Genomic DNA, 19002 nt, shown 5'->3' on the forward strand with positions numbered 1-19002 from the left:
CCCCCCCCGCGCCCGCGCGCCGCCCGCAGCACGTAGAAGAACAGTCCCAGGCACAAGGCCAGCAACAGCACCAGCAGCACGCCGGCCACCAGCAATGCGCTGCCGTCCTTGGCGCCGGCCGCCATCATGGCGCGCTCCGTGGCGCCACCGAGCGCTCGAAATGGTCGCTCAGCGGCGCCGTGCCCGAATGCCAGATCCACTGCGACGCCAGCAGCAGCGCCAACGCCAACAGCACAAACACATACATCCAGCGGCGCGGACTGGGCAGGCGTTGCAAGGGCGCGTCGCTGGTGGTGTGGGCGTAAGCCTGCGGCATCAAGCGCCGCCCCAGGTCGTGGAAATCCTCCTCGCGGCCGGGCAGCATGGCCTCGTCCGGCGGACCGCCGGCGATGAAACGGTACAGGTCGAGGCGCCACTTCTGCAGCACCTCCTGCGGCCGGTCGCCGCCCCGGTAGCGCCCCTGGAAGCCCATGGACAGGGCCAGCAGGTATTGCTGCGCCATGTCGCGCCGGGCCGGCTGGGCCTCGCGCAACAGCCGCTCGATGCGGTCGAAGACGCGCTCGCCGGCGCTGCGCGTGCCGAACAACTGCTGCTCCAGCGGGCAGGCGACCCACTCGTCGCGCAGCGGCCAGTCGGTCAGGCCGATCAGCACCTCGTCGGCCAGCGCCACCTTCAGATAGCGCGCCTCCAGCTCGTACTCCTGCACGAAGCGGCCGCCCTGGCCGACCGCCTGCGCGCTCTGCCAGTCCAGCTGGCCGCGCAGCAAATCGCTCAACTTGGCCAGCGCCAGGCCCTGGCCGCCCGGCTCGACCTGCTGCGACAACTGCCGGCGCAACGCCACCAGCTCGGTGTGGAAGGCCAGCAGCTGCTCGCTGAGCAGGCTCTCGCTGGGCGCCATGAAGGTATCGGCGGCCATCATGTCCGGCCGACAGCGATGGCGCCGGCGCCGCCATCCTCGCGCGCCACCAGCAGCATGATTTCGCTCGGCCCCGACTCGACCGGCCCCTGCAGCACCAGCGCCTGGCCGGCCTGCACCAGCTCGGGATCGATCTGCAGGGCCAGCAGGCAGCTGTTCGACGAACGCAGCCCCTGCGCCTCGATGCTGGCCTGCGGCGGCGGCACGATGCCGCCCTCCTCGACCAGCGCGTGCAGCAGGCCGTCGTCGGCCACGCGGTAACGCCGGGTGCCCAGGCCGCGCCGTTCGCGCACGCCGCGCAATGGCTGCGCCGAGGCGATCACCGCCGAGGCCAGCCAGCGCTGCGCCTGCGCCCCGCTCAGGCCGCGCAGACGCACCAGCAGCACCGGCGCCGTCGCCTCGCCGCCGCTCAGCGGCGTGCTGGGCCAGCCCTCCAGCTCGGCCACGCCCAACGGCCGGCGGAAAGACTCGCCGTCGTGCTGGAACAGCAGCGTGCTGTAACGCTGCGCCAGCAGGTCGAGCAGGCCGCCGATCTGCCGCAGCAGCTCGACGAAGGTGGTTTCGGGATCGTCGTGGCGATAGTCGGCCAGGTCCTGCGAGGCCTGGTTCAACTCGCCCGTCTCGTCGAGTTCCTCGAGCTCGCGCAGCATGCTCAGCGGACCGAGCATGCCGCCCAGGGTCAGATACAACTGGGCCGGCGCCACCACGCCCAGCCCCAGCACGGCGCGCAGCTGGGCCAGCGCGGTGCTGACGTTGCGCAGCCGTTCGCGCCGCTCGATCCGCTCGTCGTTCTGGCCGGCGGTCTCGCGCACCATCGCCACCAGCCGGCTCTCGGTGCCGGCCAGCCGCTCGCGCAGCGCCTCGGCGCGCGCGCGCAGCGATTCGTGGCCGTCCGGCGGCGCCACCGCGATGTCGAGCAGCGGCGGGATGAACGGCGCCACCTTCAGTTGCTGGCTCTCGCAGATCAAATGGGCCAGCGGCAAATAGACTTCCTGGCCGGGCCGCAGCTCGCTCTCCAGCGCCAGTTGCACGAACGGCGCGACGAACTGCGCGGCCGGCTCGTCGCGGCCGCTGCCCGGCGCCGGCTGGTCGACGGCCTCGCCCAGCACCACGCACACCACATGGCGCGCCACGCTGCCCTCGCGCAGCGCGCGCAACTGCTCGGCGCCGACGTTCAGGGTCAGCGCCGTCTGGCCGCTGGCCGGCACGCCGCGCGCCCCCTCCGGCGCCTTGCTGCGATAGCTGACCAGGCGGCCGTCCGGCATGATCGCCTCCAGCTGCAGCACCGTCAGCGTGCCCTCGGCAATGCGGTCGCGCTTGAGCTTGAGGCTGCGCACGCCCCAGGCGTAGGGCGCGGCGGCGCGCACATGGTAGGCCACCAGCTCCTCGTGGCGCTGCGCCAGCTTCTCGAAATGCACCGGTGCCAGCAACAAGCCGTCGTGCCATTTAATGGCATCGATCGGGATCGACACAGCCTCGTTGGTACTCAATTTCATGGATTCCCGTCCTGCCGAAGTAAGCCTGGGTGATGCGGAGATGTGCTTGTCGTGGCGCCGATCGGCGCCGCCTGCGCGCCCCGCTCAGCTGTCGCAGCGCATCGGCGGCGGCGGCTGCGGCGCCGCCGCCTTCTTGTCGCGCGGCGTCAGGCTCCAGCCGGTGCGGGCGAAGTTGATCGCGCCGCCCTCGCCCCAGGCCTCGATACGGCCGCGCCGCTCGCCGTCGGCCAGGTCGGCGAAGACGAACACGGCGTAGGCGCGCTGGCCCTCGAACAGGCGCTGCGGCAGGCCCAGCTCCTGGCCCGGCGTGACCTCGCAGTGGTAGACCCGCAGCGTCTGCGGATAACTGGCGGCCAGGTCGGCGGCGGCGCCGAACCATTTTTCGGCCGGATTCATCAGGCGCTGTTCGAGCGCCGGATCGGACACCAGGGCCAGCTCGAACACCACCGCGCTGTTGCGGTTGGCGTCGGGCGCGGCCAGCACGCGCACGTCGCCCAGCTTGAGTTTGGGCGCGCCGGGACTGAGGACGCTACAGGCGGACAGGGACAGGGACAGGGACAGGGAAAGGCACAGGACCAGTACCGGGAGTGGCGGCGCGGCCAGCAGGTGGAGGGCGCGCGGACGGGGCCGGTTGGCGGCGCCGGACAAGCTCGAAAGTGACAGCGAAACAGGATGCATGGAGGCTGACCTGGTGACGGACTGACAAAGCGGCAACGCCGAATAATTGCACTGTTGAAAATGCTGTTATTTGTATTGTGCTTGAGATTGAGATTCAGATTCTCGCCAAATGTAACATTCGCACAATAATTTTTCGACAACAGACTCAGCAGTACAAACGGCCGCCGGCCACTATCAATTCGCTATCGATTTTGCTCTCGAATTGGCTATTTGACGCGCTGTTTTTCCAGCTTGCGCGCCAAGGTGCGGCGGTGCAGGCCGAGCCGCCGCGCCGCCTCGGAGATGTTGAAGTCGGTCTCGGCCAGCACGGCGTGGATGCGCTCCCACTCCAGCGTCTTGATCGAGGTCGAGCGGTTGGTCATCTCCAGCTCGACGGCGCCGGCGATGTGGCCGAAGGCGGCCTCGATGTCGTCGGTGTTGGACGGCTTGGCCAGGTATTGGCAGGCGCCCAGCTTGATCGCCTCGACCGCCGTGTTGATGCTGGCGAAGCCGGTCAGCACCACGATCAGCATCGCCGCGTCGTGCTGGTGCAACATCTGCACGCAGGCCAGGCCGGACGAGGTGCCTTTCAATTTGAGATCGACCACGGCGTAGCCGGGACAATGGTCGACCAGCACGGCGCTGGCCTCGTCGACATTGGCCGCCAGCAACACCTTGTAGCCGCGCCGTTCGAACGAGCGGCCCAAGGTGCGGGCGAAGGCCTCGTCGTCCTCGACCAGCAGCAGGACGCGCTGGCCGACCGGCTCGGCCTGCGGCTCGTGTTGCTCAAATGCTTCACTCATCGGCGGTTTCCTCCTCGGCCGGCAGCGCGATGGCGGCCAACGGCAGGCTCAGCTGCACCGCCGCGCCGCCCTCGGCGCGGTTGCGCGCCGTCACCGTGCCGCCCAGGGTGCGCGCCACGTTGACCACCAGGAACAGGCCGAGGCCGCCGCCGGGGCGCCCCTTGGTCGACTGGTAGGGCTTGCCCAACTGCGCCAGCATGCCGGGCGCGAAGCCGGGGCCGGCGTCGCTGACCAGCACATTCAGGGTGTCGCCGTCGCGCCCCACCTCCAGGCTCAGCCATTGCGGCGAGGCCTCCAGCGCGTTGTCCAGCAGGTTGCCGATGGTTTGCTTGAGGGCCGAGTCGAACACCACCGGCAGGTCGTGGACGATGCGGTTCTGGTAGGCGAAGGTTTGCACCGGACGGTTGGCCAGCCACTCGGCCGCCAATTCGTCGAGGAAATGCTTGATCGTGGTCTTGGCCGAGAACTCGCCGCGCGCTTCGCCGGCCGACAACAAAATCCCGCTGACGATGGATTTGCAGCGCAACAGTTGGGTCTGCATCTCGCCGATCTCCTCGATCAGCTCGGCGTTCTTGCCGAACTCGGGCATGCGCTTCCAGTCGCCCAGGATCACCGACAAGGTGGCCAGCGGCGTGCCCAGCTCGTGCGCGGCGCCCGAGGCCAGCAGGCCCATGCGGACGATGTGCTCCTCCTCGGCGGCGCGCTGGCGCAGGTCGGCCAGCTGGGCGTCGCCGGCGCGCAGATTGCGCATGATGCGGGTGATGAAGACCACCAGCAGCGCGGCGATCAGGGCGAAGCACAGCAGCATGCCCTGCACATACAGGCTGCCGATGCCACGGGCGTGGTCCAGCGGCAGCGCCAACGGTTTGGCGAACAGCGCCAGTCCGTCCAGGCAGCTGATGGTGATGGCGACGATGGTCCAGGTCGACCAGGCCTCCAGCAGCACGGCGCTGAGGATCACCTGCAGCAGGTAGACGAAGGCGAAGGGATTGGTGGTGCCGCCGCTCAGGTAGAGCTGGGCGGTCAGGCTGGCGACGTCGACCAGCAGCGCCAGGAACAGCTCGCCGTTGGTGACCTCGCGGTGTTCGTGCCAGCGCAGCTGGCTGGCGATGTTGAAGGCGATCAGGCAGGCCAGCACTTCGAGCATCGGCACGGTCGGCAGCTTGACGTCGAAGCCGAGGATGACGGTGCCGATGGCGATGATCTGGCCGACCACGGCGATCCAGCGCAGCTGGATCAACTGGGCCATGTTCTTGTGGCCGGCCGCGTATTCGACGCTGGCGGCGGCCTTGGTTTGCGTGATGCCCGTCTGTTGTTTTGTTGCTTCCATTTTCACCGGCATGTACACTTTTTACAATGAATCAGTCGCGCCGTCGCTGCGCGCCGCGTTCTTGCCCGCCGCCGCGCAGCAACCACCACAGCATCGCCGCCGCCATCGAGGCCAGCGCGAACCAGGTCAGCGCGTAGACCAGATGACTGTTCGGGAAGGCGATCACCGTCAGGCCGCCGACCGGACGCTGGCCGTCGGCTGGGTTCACCGGTTCCTGGCCGGGGTCGGCGTCGATGAAGTACGGCGCCATCGGCCGCAGTCCCCGCGCGGCGCCGATCGCCCGCACATCGCGCGAGTACCAGCGCTGCTTGGACGGATCGTTTTTGCGCAGGAAACCACCGCCGGGCTCGCTGATGCGCAGCAAGCCCGTCATGGTAACACGGGGCGATGAAGCGGGTTGGCAGCCAGCGGCGGCGGCGGGCGCGGCCGCGCTCATGCCGGCGCTGTCGGCTGCGGCGCCGGCGGCGCCAGTGGCTGCGGCCGCAGCCGGCGCGGCCGCTTCGACGAAGCCACGGTTGACCAACACTACCGTGCCGTCGTCGCGGCACAGCGGCGTCAGCAGCCAGTGGCCGCTGCCCAGCGCGGTGACGGCCTGGCTGCGCACGCTGGCCTCAAAAAGCAAAATACCGGTCACGCTAACGTGCCGGTATTCGTCTGTCGCCGTGCTGACGCCGTCCCAGCGCGCCGCGCCGGGCGCCGGGCCGGGCGCGGCGTGGACGCGCTGCTCGACGCGCTCGATCAGCGCCCGCTTCCAGAACAGGCGCTGCACCTGCCAGCCGCCGAGCGCGAGGAAAGCCGCGATCAGCAGCACGGCGCCGACCAGCAGCGCCAGCCGCAACGCGCCGGAACGGGGCGCGACGGACGCGCCCCCCTCTGCTACGTGCGGCTGCTTCGTCATGGCATGTTGCGCATGTCGTGATCCATCATGCCCGGCATCATGTTGTGGTTCAGGTGGTACATGACCCAGATCGAACCGGCCATCATAATCACCAGCACCATCACCGTGAACAGCAGGGCCAGCATCGACCAGCCGCCTTCGGCCTTGGCGTTCATGTGCAGGAAGTAGATCATGTGCACCACCACCTGCACGGCGGCGAAGCCGAGCAGCACCAGGCCCATGGTGCTCGACTTGTCGATCACCTTGGCCATCACCAGCCAGAACGGGATGGCGGTCAGGAGCACCGACAGCAGGAAACCGATGGCGTAGCTTTTCAGGCTGCCGTGGTCGGCGTGGTCGTCGTGACCATGGCCGTGGCCGTGGTCGTCGTTGTGATGCTCACTCATGGCAGCACTCCCATCAGGTAGACAAAGGTGAAGACGCCGATCCAGATCACGTCCAGGAAGTGCCAGAACATCGACAGGCACATCATGCGGCGCCGGTTTTCCAGCGTCAGGCCGTGACGGCCCAGCTGGAACATCAGGGTGACCAGCCAGACGATGCCGAAGGTGACGTGCAGGCCGTGGGTGCCGACCAGCGCGAAGAACGCGGTCAGGAAGCCACTGCGCTGCGGACCGGCGCCTTCATGGATCAGGTGGAGGAACTCGTACATTTCCAGCGACAGGAAGGCGGCGCCGAACAGGCCGGTGACGCCCAGCCAGATCAGCGCGGCGCGCAGGCGCTTGCGCTGCGCTTCGAGCATGGCGAAGCCGTAGGTGATCGACGACAGCAGCAGGAAGGCCGTGTTGAGGGCCACCAGCGGCAGGTCGAACAGCTCGGCGCCCGAGGGACCGCCGGCGTAGTTGCGACCCAGTACGGCATAGGTCGCGAACAGGCAGGCGAAGATCAGGCAATCGCTCATCAGGTAGATCCAGAAACCCAGCAGGGTGCCGTTTTCCGGATGGTGCTCGCGCACGAAGAAGCGCGCGCTAGGGTCGGCGCCGAGGGCGCCGGAGTTGCTTACTTTGATATCAGACATGGCTTTCCAACAAGCGGGTGCGGGCATTTTCGGTGCGGACAACTTCGTCGACCGGAATGTAGTAATCGCGTTTGTAGTTAAAGGTATGCACAATGATCGTCGCCAGGGTCACCACGAAACCGAGCACGGCGACCAGCCACATTTGCCAGATCAGGGCGAAGCCGACCAGCGCGCTCAGGCCCGAGATGACGAAACCGGCCCAGGTGTTCTTCGGCATGTGGATCGCGACGAAGTCCTTCAGCGGACGCTGGTAGCCGTTCTTCTTCATGTCGGCGTAGCTGTCGTTGTCGTGCACTTGCGGCGTGAAGGCGAAGTTGTAGTCCGGCGGCGGCGACGAGGTCGACCACTCCAGGGTACGGCCGTCCCACGGGTCGCCGGTGAAGTCGCGCAGCTGTTCGCGGCGCAGGTAGCTGACGAAGAACTGCACCAGCATGGCGGCGATACCCAGCGCGATCAGCACGGCGCCGAAGGCGGCGATCTGGAACCAGATCTGCAGCGACGGGTCTTCGAAGTGGCTCATGCGGCGGGTCACGCCCATCAGGCCCAGCACGTACAGCGGCATGAAGGCGAAGTAGAAACCGATCACCCACAGCCAGAACGACCATTTGCCCCAGTAGCTGTCGAGCTTGTAGCCGAAGGCTTTCGGGAACCAGTAGTTGATGCCGGCGAACAGGCCGAACAGCACGCCGCCGATGATGACGTTGTGGAAGTGGGCGATCAGGAACAGGCTGTTGTGCAGCACGAAGTCGGCCGGCGGCACGGCCAGCAGCACGCCGGTCATGCCACCGATGACGAAGGTGATCATGAAGGCGATCGACCACATCATCGGCAGCTCGAAGCGGATGCGGCCGCGGTACATGGTGAACAACCAGTTGAAGATCTTGGCGCCGGTCGGGATCGAGATGATCATCGTCGTGATGCCGAAGAAGGAGTTGACGCTGGCGCCGGAACCCATGGTGAAGAAGTGGTGCAACCAGACCAGGTAGGACAGGATGGTGATGACCACGGTGGCGTAGACCATCGAGGTGTAACCGAACAGACGCTTGCTGGAGAAGGTCGAGACGACTTCCGAGAAGATGCCGAACACCGGCAGCACCAGGATGTAGACCTCGGGGTGGCCCCAGATCCAGATCAGGTTCACATACATCATGGCGTTGCCGCCCATGTCGTTGGTGAAGAAGTTGGTGCCGAACATGCGGTCGAGCGAGAGCATGCCCAGCACGGCGGTCAGCACCGGGAAGGCGGCGACGATCAGCACGTTGGTGCACAGCGAGGTCCAGGTGAAGACCGGCATTTTCATCAGGGTCATGCCCGGCGCGCGCATCTTGACGATGGTGACGATCAGGTTGACGCCGGACAGCAAGGTGCCGACCCCGGCGATCTGTAGCGACCAGATGTAGTAGTCCACCCCGACGTCGGGGCTGGCCAGGATGCCGGACAGCGGCGGATAGGCCAACCAGCCGGTGCGGGCGAATTCGCCGACGAACAGCGAGGCCATCGTCAGCATCGCGCCGAAGGTGGTCATCCAGAAGCTGAAGTTGTTCAGGAACGGGAAGGCGACGTCGCGCGCGCCGATCTGCAGCGGCACCACGTAGTTCATGAAGCCGGTCACCAAGGGCATGGCGACGAAGAAGATCATGATCACGCCGTGGGCGGTGAAGACCTGGTCGTAGTGGTGCGGCGGCAGGAAGCCGGCCTGGTCGCCGAAGGCCAGCGCCTGTTGGGCGCGCATCATCAGCGCGTCGGTGAAGCCGCGCAGCAGCATCACCAGACCGAGGATCATGTACATGATGCCGATCTTCTTGTGGTCGATGCTGGTGATCCAGTCGCGCCACAGGGTGCCCCAGACGCGGAAGTAGCTCATGGCGCCAACCAGCGCCAGGCCGCCGACGGCGACCATGCAGAAGGTCGCCAGCAGGATCGGTTCGTGGAACGGAATCGCATCCCAGCTCAACCGGCCGAAGATGAGCTTCGTCAAATTAATTTCGTCGTGCATCATTATTCTTCATGGAAAGTGTGGGCGCGGGCGTCTCGCAAATCTCGTTCTGCTTGGCGCGTTTGGCATCGGCTGCCATCATCTTGTTCATGCACACGGTGCCTTCGCCGACGCAGCGGTTCAGGATCGCCTCGTACAGCGCGGGATCGATGGCGCCGTAGCGGCGTACCGGTTCGCGTTCGCTCGGTTTTTCCAGCGCCAGGTAATTGGCCCGGTCCAGCGAACCGCCGGCGGCCTTGGTGTTCTTCACCCAGGCGTCGAAATCGCCCTGGCTGACACCGTGGTACTGGAAGCGCATGTGCGAGAACCCGGCGCCGCTGTAGTTGGCCGAGAAGCCTTCGTAATTGCCCGGCTTGTTGATGACCGCGTTGAGCGTGGTCTGCATGCCCGGCATGGCGTAGATCTGACCGGCCAGCGCGGGGATGTAGAAGGAGTTCATCACGGACGAGGCGGTGATCTTGTAGCGCACCGGCACGTCGACCGGGGTCACCAGCTCGTTGACGCTGGCGATGCCCTGTTCCGGATAGATGAACAACCACTTCCAGTCCAACGCCACCACTTCCACTTCCAGCACCTTGACGCCGGCGGCCAGCGGCCGGTTGGCGTCGAGGCGTTGCAGCGGACGGTAAGGGTCGAGCAGGTGGGTGCTGATCCAGGTCAGCAGGCCGAGGGCGATGATGATCAGCAGGGGCGCGCCCCAGATCACCAGTTCCAGTTTGGTCGAATGATCCCAGTCGGGTTCATATTTGGCGGCGGTGTTATTTTTCCGATAACGCCAGGCGAACAATATCGTCAGGGCGATCACGGGAACAATAATCAACAGCATCAACAGCGTAGAGACGACGATTAAGTGTCCCTGCTGAGCGGCAATATCGCCGGACGGATTCATCACCACAGTGTTGCAGCCGGCAAGCCACAGCAATGGGAGAAGGAATAGTCCGCGACGGGCTATCAAAGGAATCATGCGGTATTGTGCTTACAGAGGATGGAGAACATGCTACTGTAATGCCAACGGCGCAGGTTGGCGATTGGACACTTTGTCCTACCTATGGCTTAGCGTCGACTATAAGAAACTTTTGAGACGAAGCGAGACGATACTATGTCAATAACAACGACAGGCTACGACAGCAATCCCAACCCATCTTCCTCCACTTCCTCCAACCGTTCAAGTAGCAGTAGCGGCGCGCGCAACATCAATTCGCGCGACGGCCACATTGCTCCCGGCGAGATCGCCATCGGCGTGGTCATCGGCCGCGCCTCCGAGTACTTCGACTTCTTTGTCTACGCCATCGCCTCCGTGCTGGTGTTCCCCGAGGTCTTCTTCCCGCACGAAAGCCGGCTCGACGGCACCCTGTATTCCTTCGCCATCTTCGCCCTGGCCTTTTTGGCAAGACCGTTCGGCACCATCGTCTTCATGCAAATTCAACAACGCTTCGGCCGCGAGGCCAAGCTGACCCTGGCGCTGTTCCTGCTCGGCGTGTCCACCGCCGGCATTGCCTTCCTGCCAAGCTACGCCACCCTGGGCGGCGCCGCCATCGTGCTGCTGTCGCTGCTGCGCGTCGGCCAGGGCGTGGCCCTGGGCGGCTCCTGGGACGGCCTGCCCTCGCTGCTGGCCTTGAACGCGCCGCAGAACAAGCGCGGCTGGTACGCCATGCTGGGCCAATTGGGCGCGCCGGTCGGCTTCATCATCGCCGCCGGCCTGTTCGCCTACCTGCTGCAGGGCCTGTCCACCGTCGACTTCCTCGACTGGGGCTGGCGCTATCCCTTCTACGTCGCCTTCGCCATCAACGTGGTCGCGCTGTTCGCCCGGCTGCGCCTGGTGTCGACGCCGGAATACTCGCACCTGCTCGACGAGCGCGAGCTGGAGCCGGTCAGCGTGACGGAAATGGGCCGCTCGCAGGGCCGCAACATCGTCATCGGCGCGCTGGCCGCGCTGGCCAGCTACGCCCTGTTCCACCTGGTCACGGTGTTCCCGCTGTCCTGGATCAACCTGTACTCGACCCGCTCGATCGGCGACTTCCTGCACCTGCAGATGCTGGGCGCCGTCCTCGCCGCCGGCGGCATCGTCGCCTCCGGCCTGATCGCCGACCGCTACGGCCGCCGCCGCACCCTGGGCACCCTGGCCACCATGATCGCCGTGTTCAGCGGCTTCGTGCCGATGCTGATGGACGGCGGCGAGATGGGCCAGAACATCTTCATCCTGGCCGGCTTCCTGCTGCTGGGCTTGTCGTATGGACAAGCCGCCGGCGCCGTCACCGCCAACTTCGCCGCCAAGTACCGCTACACGGGCGCGGCGTTGACCTCGGACCTGTCCTGGCTGGTCGGCGCCGGCTTCGCCCCGCTGGTGGCGCTGGGGCTGTCGGCCAACTTCGGTTTGGGCTATGTCAGCCTGTACCTGCTGTCGGGCGCGGTCGGCTCGCTGGCGGCGCTGAGCTTGAACCGGGCGCTGGAGATTCGCGACTAGACCGCAGCAGCAGCATTGGGAAGGCGGCTGCGGCCGCCCTTCCCGTCCGGCCAAAGCCGGCATACTGAAAAAATGGCAAATCGCCATCTTCAGTCTGCCGGCTTCTTTCATTCTGCATCCCATGCGGCGCGCGCCGGCGCATTTCAGCCCGCCGTTCGTCCCGCCGCAGCATCAGCCGATCCATTCCGCCTGCGATCGCACCGGCAATCCAGCCGCCTTGATCCCCTCCCCCCGCCCCGAACTCCCCCAGCGTCAGCCGCTAAACCACGACCAGCCCGTGCCCTTCGACACCTGTAGAGCCCTACAGTGACGCCGAGAAGCATGTGAATGTAAAGTCACGCTGTCTTTTTACATAAAAGCAAGAATCCCGGACGTTCGCTGCCAGCGCTAGGTTTTCGTGCTGGTCCGGGTGGGCGGCAACGAGATGCGCGTCGGTCTAGTCACAGACGGCACTTTTTCTTGAGCAACACCCATTTGCCGCGTGAGCGGCGGGCCATTGGCCCGGAAACAGAAAAACGCTAGCCAAATCGACCATTCTTGAGCCTCGCCAGTTGTCGGCGGGCGCACGTCAGCCACCAGCCGGCAACGCCCGGCAAGCGGCTTGCACGCCGCGCCTCTCGACATGCCAAAACACGGCGGGGGAAATTTTGGTTAACGGTTCTTGATTAACTAAAAGGAATTCTGGATGACAAATTATTCTGACATTTGCATAGTTGGCGCCGGCATCGGTGGACTGAGTTGCGTGAGCCGCTTGCTCAACTCCGCCATCAGCAAGAATTTACGCATCCGGGTGTTCGATCTGGACGCTACCGTCGGCGGCCGTATCCAATCGTGGAAAATAAACGGCGACGAAATCGCCGAACTCGGCGCCGCCCGCTACTCGCCGCAGCTGCATCCGCATTTCCAGCAGCTCATGCAGGGCAGCGGACTTCCCCATGCGATCTACCCTTTCACCCAGGCGGTATTCGATGACGGCGTGCAGGAAGAACTGAAGGAAACCCTGCTGAGCCTGAGTCCTATGCTGAAAGAGCATCCGAACGATTCCTTCCTGGATTTCGTCAGCCACTACCTGGGCGCCAGCGAAGCCACCCGCATCATCAAGGCGACCGGCTACGACGCCCTGCTGCTGCCGATCATCACGGCGGCCATGGCCTACGACATCATCAAAACCCACCCGGAAACGCAAGATTTCACCGAAAACGCCGCCAACCAGTGGCTGTATGCCACCGACGGCTACAGCGGGCTGCTGGGCCAGTTGCAGCGCCAGGCACAGGCCGCCGGCGTCGAGTTCCGCCTGGAGCATCGTTTGCTGTCGGTTGAAAAGTCCGGCGACGACCACGTCCTCTCCTTCAGCCACATGGGCGATACGCAAGTGCACCGGGCGCGCCACCTGATCATGGCCGTGCCACCCTCCGCCATGGCGCGCCTGAACCTGGACTTTCCGGCCGCCTGGAGTCCGTTCCAGTACGACTTCCTGCCTTTGTTCAAGGGTTTCCTGACCTTCGACGAGGCCTGGTGGCAAGAGCTGGGACTGACCGACAAGGTGCTGATGGCCGACAATCCTCTGCGGAAAATCTACTTCAAGAGCGACAAATACCTGCTGTTCTACACCGACAGCAAAAGCGCCACCTATTGGCGGGACAGCCTGGAGCTGGGTGAAGAGGTCTATCTGCAACGTGTGCGCAGCCATCTGGAGGACGTCCTGCCGCTGAACGGCCAGCCGCTGCCGCCGATCAAGGCGCATTTTTACAAGCATTGGCCGCATGGCGTCGAATTTTGCCTGGAGCCGGAAGCCGAGCACCCGACTGCCCTGCTCCACCAGGACGGCATCATCGCCTGCTCGGACGCCTACACCGCGCATTGCGCCTGGATGGAAGGTAGCCTGATCAGCGCCCGCCAAGCCAGCAGCCTGTTGCTGGAGCGGCTCAGCCAGCCGGCGGAAGCCTCCAACGACGACGACACCTTCGCCACCCTCACGACCGAGCGCGCATGAGTATTCTTGATTATCCGCGTTTTCATTTTCGCGGATTTGCCCGCGCCAACGTGCCTACTGCGAATCGCAATACGCACGGCAACATCGATATCGCCACCAACGCGGTATCGATGGCGGGCGAACCCGTCGATTTGAGCCGGGCGCCGTCTGAATTCCATACGCACCTGAAACAGCTTGCCCCCCGCTTCGACGCGGCGGGCAAGCCAGATCCGGACGGGATTTTCAGTCAGGCGGCCGGTTACAATTTTTGCGGCAATAATCATTTTTCATGGGAAAACGCCAGGATCACCGGCGTTCAGCTGCGCGATGGCGAAGTCGATACCGGGGACAGCCTGGTCGGCGCCAAGTTGGGCCTGTGGGGGCATTACAACGACTATCTGCGGACCACGTTCAACCGCGCCCGTTGGGTCGACAACAACCCCGGCCAGCCCGACACCACGCTGATCTACGCCGGCCAGTTCACCCTGAGCGACCAGCAGGCCACGCCCAACACGCCCACCCTGTTCAGTGCCGACATCCCGCAGGCGCACTCGGTCCGCTGGCTAGGCGGCGGCCATATCACCGAACGCAACGGGCATTTTCTTGACGATGAATTCGGCCGCACCCGGCTGTTCCAGTTTTCCGTGGCGAAGCAGGACGCGAATTTCCTCTTCAATCCGGACACGGCCCTGCCGGCCAGCATGCGCGCCTTGCAACAGGCCCTGGCCGACGAGGATGTGCTGGGGCTGACGGTCCAGTATGCCTTGTTCAATATGTCGACGCCGCAAAAGCCCGATTCGCCGGTGTTCTACGACCTGACCGGCAGCATCGGCCTCTGGCGCCGGGACGAGCTGGCCACCTATCCGGCCGGCCGCCTGCTGCTGCCGCGCCAAGGCAGCCTGGGGCCGGTGCTGGTGAAGGTGCATGCCGACCGGGTCTCGGTCAACATGCCGACCGCCGTTCCCTTCACCACCCGCGCCGCCGGCGCCGTATCCGAACAGCATCCCACGCATGTCCTGGGCGGCAAGCTGGCGCTGGGCGATCTGCTGCTGCACGACGCCGGCGGCACGCTGATCGCCCGCATCCCCGAGCAGCTGTATCTGGATTACTGGCGCCATCACGGCGTATTCGACGTGCCGCTGCTGCACGCCGCCACGGCCTCCAGCTCGCTCAGCCTGGGCAGCGCGCAGGCGCAGTGGGACGAAACCGATTGGGTGCTGCAATCCGACAGCAACCATCTATATCTGGAAGCCCCCAACCGGCAAAAGCGGCAGGACTTTCCGCAGACGATCACGCTGCAAAGCCGTTTCCGCGGCGAGCTGGCGGCGCATCCCGCGCTGACGGCGGCGGCGCAAGACGGCGAATTGCTGGCCGCGCGGCTGGGCCCCTCGGTGCTGGGGCACGGCTACGCCGAGTTGACCCTGACCGGCCGGCGTTCCGGCGCCACCCGCGTCATGCTCGGCGAAGGCAGGGAAGCACAGTTCATCGGCGCCCGCGTGCTGCCCGATGACTGGCATCTGGACGAGGTGCCGGCCGCACAGGTCGACTACGCCTTCCTCTACCAGCATGTGATGAGCTATTACGAGCTGGTGTATCCCTTCATGTCGGACAAGGTGTTCAGCCTGGCGGACCATTGCAAGTGCGAAACCTATTCGCGCCTGATGTGGCAGATGTGCGATCCGCAGAACCGCGACAAAAGCTACTACATGCCGAGCACCCGCGAGCTGTCGTTGCCGAAATCGCGCCTGTTCCTGAAATACCTGACCCAGGTCGAAGCCGCCGCCAAGGCGGCCGAGCCGGAACCGGGCACCGCCCATGTCATCGCCAGCAAGGCCGAGTTGATCGGCGAGTTGAAAAAGGCCATCGACCTGGAACTGTCGCTGATGCTGCAGTACCTGTATGCCGCTTACACCATTCCCAACTATGAGCAGGGGGCGAAACTGGTCGAGGCAGGCCGCTGGCTGGCCGACGAGCTGGAGCTGGCCTGCGGCACCGAAGACCGGCGCCGCAACAGCGGCGCGCGCGGCGCGCTGCTCGAAATCGCCCATGAAGAAATGATTCACTACCTGTTGGTGAACAATGTGCTGATGGCGCTCGGCGAGCCCTTCTACGCCGGCACCCCGTTGCTGGGACAGCAGGCGCGGCAGCGCTTCGGCCTGGACACGGAATTTTCGTTCGAGCCGTTTTCCGAGCATGTGCTGGCCAGATTCGTGCGTTTCGAATGGCCCGACTATCTTCCCACGCCAGGAAAATCCATCGCCGCGTTCTATATCGCCATCCGTCGGGCCGTCGCCGACCTGCCGGATCTGTTCACCGGCAACGGCGGCAAGAGCGGCGGCGAACACCACCTGTTCCTGAAAGAGCTGACCAACCGCGCCTATCCCGGCTATCAGCTGGATGTGTGCGACCGCGACAGCGCGCTGTTCGCGATCGACTTCGTCACCGAGCAGGGCGAAGGCGTGGCGGTCGATTCACCGCACTTCGCCACCTCGCATTTCCAGCGGCTGCGCGCCATGGCCGGCAAGTTTTCGGCCCGCGCGAAGCCGTTCGAACCGGCCGTGCCGGCGCTGAAAAATCCGGTGCTGGCAGCGCGCGCCGACTGCACCGTGGTGACCGATGCCAAGGCCCGTTCGCTGATGCAGCTGTATCAAGGCTGCTATGAACTGACCTTCTCGCTGATGGCCCTGCATTTCGCGCAGCAGCCGCTGGGCAGCCTGCGCCGTTCGCGCCTGATGAACGCCTCCATCGACATCATGACCGGTTTGCTGCGGCCGGTGTCGGCGGCGCTGATGAACATGCCGTCCGGCCTGCCCGGCCGCAACGCCGGACCGCCGGTGCCAGAACCGCTCAGCGGCCAGATCAGCGGCGACTACAGCCTGGGATGCGAAATGCTGGCGCAGAAATGCCTGGCGCTGGCGCAGTACGCCCGCGGCCTTGAGGCCGATGTGGTCGGCATCGCGCAGATAGAAATGTTGGAATTCTTTAATCAGCAATTGACCGATTTATCTCGGGGAAAGATGTCTAGGGAGGCCTGAAATGCATAAAATAATAATCGTCGGCGGTGGCCTGGCGGGTAGCCTGACCGCCGTCTATCTGGCGCAACGCGGCCACGAGGTGCACGTTGTCGAAAAGCGCGGCGATCCGCTGCTGGTGGACTCGGCCAACGCCGATCCGGTCAACTCGCGCGCCATCGGCGTCAGCATGACCGTGCGCGGCATCAAGGCGGTGCTGGCCGCCGGCATCAGCCGGCAGGAGCTGGAGCAATGTGGCGAACCCGTCATCGGCATGGCGTTTTCCGTCGGCGGCCAACACAAGGTGCGCGAGCTGACCCCGCTCGAAGGCATGTTCCCCCTGTCGCTGGACCGGACCGCGTTCCAGCGCCTGTTGAACAAATACGCCGTCATACACAAGGTGCAATACCACTTCGAGCATAAATGCCTGGATGTCGACCTGGAAGGCAAAAGCGTGCTGATCCAGGGTCCGGACGGCGCCCTGCAGCATCTGCAAGGCGACCTGATCATCGGCGCCGACGGCGCCCACTCGGCGGTGCGCCGCGCCATGCAAAGCGGCATGCGGCGCTTCGAGTTCAAGCAGACTTTCTTCCGCCACGGCTATAAGACCCTGGTGCTGCCGAACGCATCGGAACTCGGCTTCCGGAAGGATCTGCTGTATTTCTTCGGCATGGATTCCAAGGGCCTGTTTGCCGGCCGCGCCGCCACCATCCCCAACGGCAGCATCAGCTTCGCCATTTGCCTGCCCTACTCCGGCGAAACCAGCCTGAACACGAAAAACCGCGAAGCCATGGCCGAGTTCTTCAGCCGCTACTTCGGCATCCTGCCGGCGGCCAGCCGGCAAGAGCTGCTGGAGCAGTTCTTCACCCTGCCCAGCAACGACCTCATCAATGTCCGTTCCAGCACCTTCCATTACAAGGGCAATGTCCTGCTGATCGGCGATGCGGCGCATGCCACCGCGCCCTTCCTCGGCCAGGGCATGAACATGGCGCTGGAAGACGTCTACGTCCTGATCACTTTGCTGGAACAGCACGGCGACGCCTTCGGCCTGGCCTTGTCCGAGTTCACCCACCAGCGCAAGGTGCAGGCGGACGCCATGCAGGACATGGCGATCGCCAACTACGAGGCGCTGAGCAACCCGAATCTGATTTTCTTCCTGCAAACCCGGTACACCCGCTATATGCACAAGAAATTCCCCCGCGTTTATCCGCCCGACATGGCGGAGAAACTGTACTTCACATCGGTTCCCTACGATGAGCTGCAGCAAATCCAGAAGAAACAAAACGTTTGGTACAAACTTGGAAGGGTAAATTAATGAAAATTCTCGTCATCGGCGCCGGGCCAGCAGGACTAATCTTTGCCAGTCAAATGAAGCAAGCCAAACCCGACTGGGACATCAGCATTGCGGAAAAGAATACCCAGGAAGAAGTACCGGGCTGGGGTGTCGTGTTGCCGGGACGGCCGCCGCGCCATCCCGCCAATCCGCTGTCCTACCTGGAACAGCCGGAACTGCTCAATCCGCAGTTCATCGAAGAGTTCAAACTGGTGCACAACAATCAGCCAAACCTGATGAGCACCGGCATCACCTTGTGCGGCGTCGAACGCCGCGCCCTGGTGCAGGCGCTGCGCGCCAAATGCGTGGCGGCCGGCATCACGATCAATTACGAAACGCCGCTGGCCAGCACGGCGCAGCTGGAAGCCGAGTACGACCTGGTGGTGGTGTCGAACGGCGTCAACCACAAATCGGTGGAGTTGCCGCCGGCGCTGACGCCGCAGATCGATTTCGGGCGCAACAAGTACATCTGGTACGGCACCAAGCAGCGCTTCGACCAGATGAACCTGGTGTTCCGCAGCAATGCCAATGGCATTTTCATCGGCCATGCCTACAAATACTCGGACACGATGAGTACCTTTATCGTCGAGTGCGATGAGCAGACGTATGCCAAGGCCGAGCTGGAGATGCGTTCCGAGAGCCAGGTCGCCGCCTATCTCGCCAAGACCTTCGAGGCCGAACTGGGTGAACACGAGCTGATCAGCCAGCCCGGCCAAGGCTGGCGCACCTTCATGGACCTCGGCCACGACCTGGCCTACGACGGCAAGTTTGTCCTGATCGGCGATGCGCTGCAATCGGGCCACTTCTCGATCGGCCACGGCACCACCATGGCGGTGACGGTCGCCCTGCTGCTGGTGAAAACCCTCAGCGCCGAAGCCGACACGGCCGCCGCCCTGGAAAACTTCAACAGCCGCGTGGTACCCTTGGTGCAGTTGTTCAAAAACCATGCCAACAGCAGCCGCCTGTGGTTTGAAAGCGTGGGCGAGCGTATCGGACTGAGCAACGAGGATCTGACCGCCAGCTTCGACGCCCGCCGCAACAATTTCCCGCCGCTGCAGGACGCGCTGATGGGCACCCTCGGCTACGCCCTGGGTCGATAGGGAGCCGC

General features: G+C 64.6%; 15 protein-coding genes. 5 read left to right on the top strand and 10 right to left on the bottom strand.

Annotation, left to right across the window (positions count from 1 at the left end; genetic code table 11):
- Positions 1-124: 124 nt before the first annotated feature.
- From H7U20_RS17505 to cyoA, 10 genes are all read right to left on the bottom strand, one after another.
- Complete coding sequence (locus H7U20_RS17505; RefSeq protein WP_199760435.1) at positions 125-919, bottom strand: DotU family type IV/VI secretion system protein; 795 nt, start codon at positions 917-919, stop codon at positions 125-127.
- A complete protein-coding gene (tssK, locus tag H7U20_RS17510) occupies positions 916-2412 on the bottom strand; it encodes a type VI secretion system baseplate subunit TssK (protein ID WP_199760436.1) in 1497 nt (498 codons plus the stop codon). Before tssK ends, H7U20_RS17505 begins: the two co-directional genes overlap by 4 nt.
- A gap of 84 nt (positions 2413-2496) precedes the next feature.
- On the bottom strand, positions 2497-3090 hold the full coding sequence (locus H7U20_RS17515; RefSeq protein WP_199760437.1) for a hypothetical protein: 594 nt from the start codon (positions 3088-3090) through the stop codon (positions 2497-2499).
- A 206-nt stretch (positions 3091-3296) separates the two neighbouring features.
- Complete coding sequence (locus H7U20_RS17520) at positions 3297-3872, bottom strand: response regulator transcription factor (protein ID WP_199760438.1); 576 nt, start codon at positions 3870-3872, stop codon at positions 3297-3299.
- Positions 3865-5214, bottom strand: coding sequence for an ATP-binding protein (locus H7U20_RS17525; protein ID WP_199760439.1), 1350 nt, complete (start codon positions 5212-5214; stop codon positions 3865-3867). Before H7U20_RS17525 ends, H7U20_RS17520 begins: the two co-directional genes overlap by 8 nt.
- Positions 5215-5233: 19 nt before the next feature.
- Complete coding sequence (locus H7U20_RS17530) at positions 5234-6100, bottom strand: SURF1 family protein (protein ID WP_199760440.1); 867 nt, start codon at positions 6098-6100, stop codon at positions 5234-5236.
- Complete coding sequence (gene cyoD / locus H7U20_RS17535) at positions 6097-6486, bottom strand: cytochrome o ubiquinol oxidase subunit IV (protein WP_199760441.1); 390 nt, start codon at positions 6484-6486, stop codon at positions 6097-6099. Before cyoD ends, H7U20_RS17530 begins: the two co-directional genes overlap by 4 nt.
- Positions 6483-7118 carry a cytochrome o ubiquinol oxidase subunit III gene (cyoC, locus tag H7U20_RS17540; RefSeq protein WP_199760442.1) on the bottom strand — a complete coding sequence of 212 codons (636 nt, stop codon included), beginning with the start codon at positions 7116-7118 and terminating at the stop codon, positions 6483-6485. The genes cyoD and cyoC overlap by 4 nt, the downstream gene beginning before the upstream one ends.
- Positions 7111-9114: a cytochrome o ubiquinol oxidase subunit I gene (gene cyoB, locus H7U20_RS17545; RefSeq protein ID WP_199760468.1), complete on the bottom strand. Its 2004-nt coding sequence runs from the start codon at positions 9112-9114 to the stop codon at positions 7111-7113. The genes cyoC and cyoB overlap by 8 nt, the downstream gene beginning before the upstream one ends.
- Positions 9098-10078, bottom strand: coding sequence for a ubiquinol oxidase subunit II (cyoA, locus tag H7U20_RS17550; protein ID WP_199760443.1), 981 nt, complete (start codon positions 10076-10078; stop codon positions 9098-9100). The genes cyoB and cyoA overlap by 17 nt, the downstream gene beginning before the upstream one ends.
- A 135-nt stretch (positions 10079-10213) precedes the next feature.
- On the opposite strand from cyoA, the gene H7U20_RS17555 reads away from it, so the two are divergent.
- The 5 genes from H7U20_RS17555 (at position 10214) to H7U20_RS17575 (ending at position 18994) form a co-directional block, all read left to right on the top strand.
- Positions 10214-11578: an MFS transporter gene (locus H7U20_RS17555; protein WP_199760444.1), complete on the top strand. Its 1365-nt coding sequence runs from the start codon at positions 10214-10216 to the stop codon at positions 11576-11578.
- A gap of 685 nt (positions 11579-12263) precedes the next feature.
- On the top strand, positions 12264-13571 hold the full coding sequence (locus H7U20_RS17560) for a flavin monoamine oxidase family protein (protein ID WP_199760445.1): 1308 nt from the start codon (positions 12264-12266) through the stop codon (positions 13569-13571).
- Positions 13572-13621: 50 nt separating this feature from the next.
- Positions 13622-16585, top strand: a complete 2964-nt coding sequence (vioB, locus tag H7U20_RS17565; RefSeq protein ID WP_370593172.1) for an iminophenyl-pyruvate dimer synthase VioB — start codon at positions 13622-13624, stop codon at positions 16583-16585.
- A 1-nt stretch (position 16586) separates the two neighbouring features.
- Positions 16587-17876 (top strand): FAD-dependent oxidoreductase, encoded by a 1290-nt coding sequence (locus H7U20_RS17570; protein WP_199760447.1) that lies wholly within the window; start codon positions 16587-16589, stop codon positions 17874-17876.
- A gap of 53 nt (positions 17877-17929) precedes the next feature.
- Positions 17930-18994 (top strand): tryptophan hydroxylase, encoded by a 1065-nt coding sequence (locus H7U20_RS17575; RefSeq protein WP_199760448.1) that lies wholly within the window; start codon positions 17930-17932, stop codon positions 18992-18994.
- Positions 18995-19002 lie beyond the last annotated feature (8 nt).

It is taken from the genome of Rugamonas violacea (assembly GCF_016461825.1).
Lineage (GTDB): Bacteria > Pseudomonadota > Gammaproteobacteria > Burkholderiales > Burkholderiaceae_D > Rugamonas.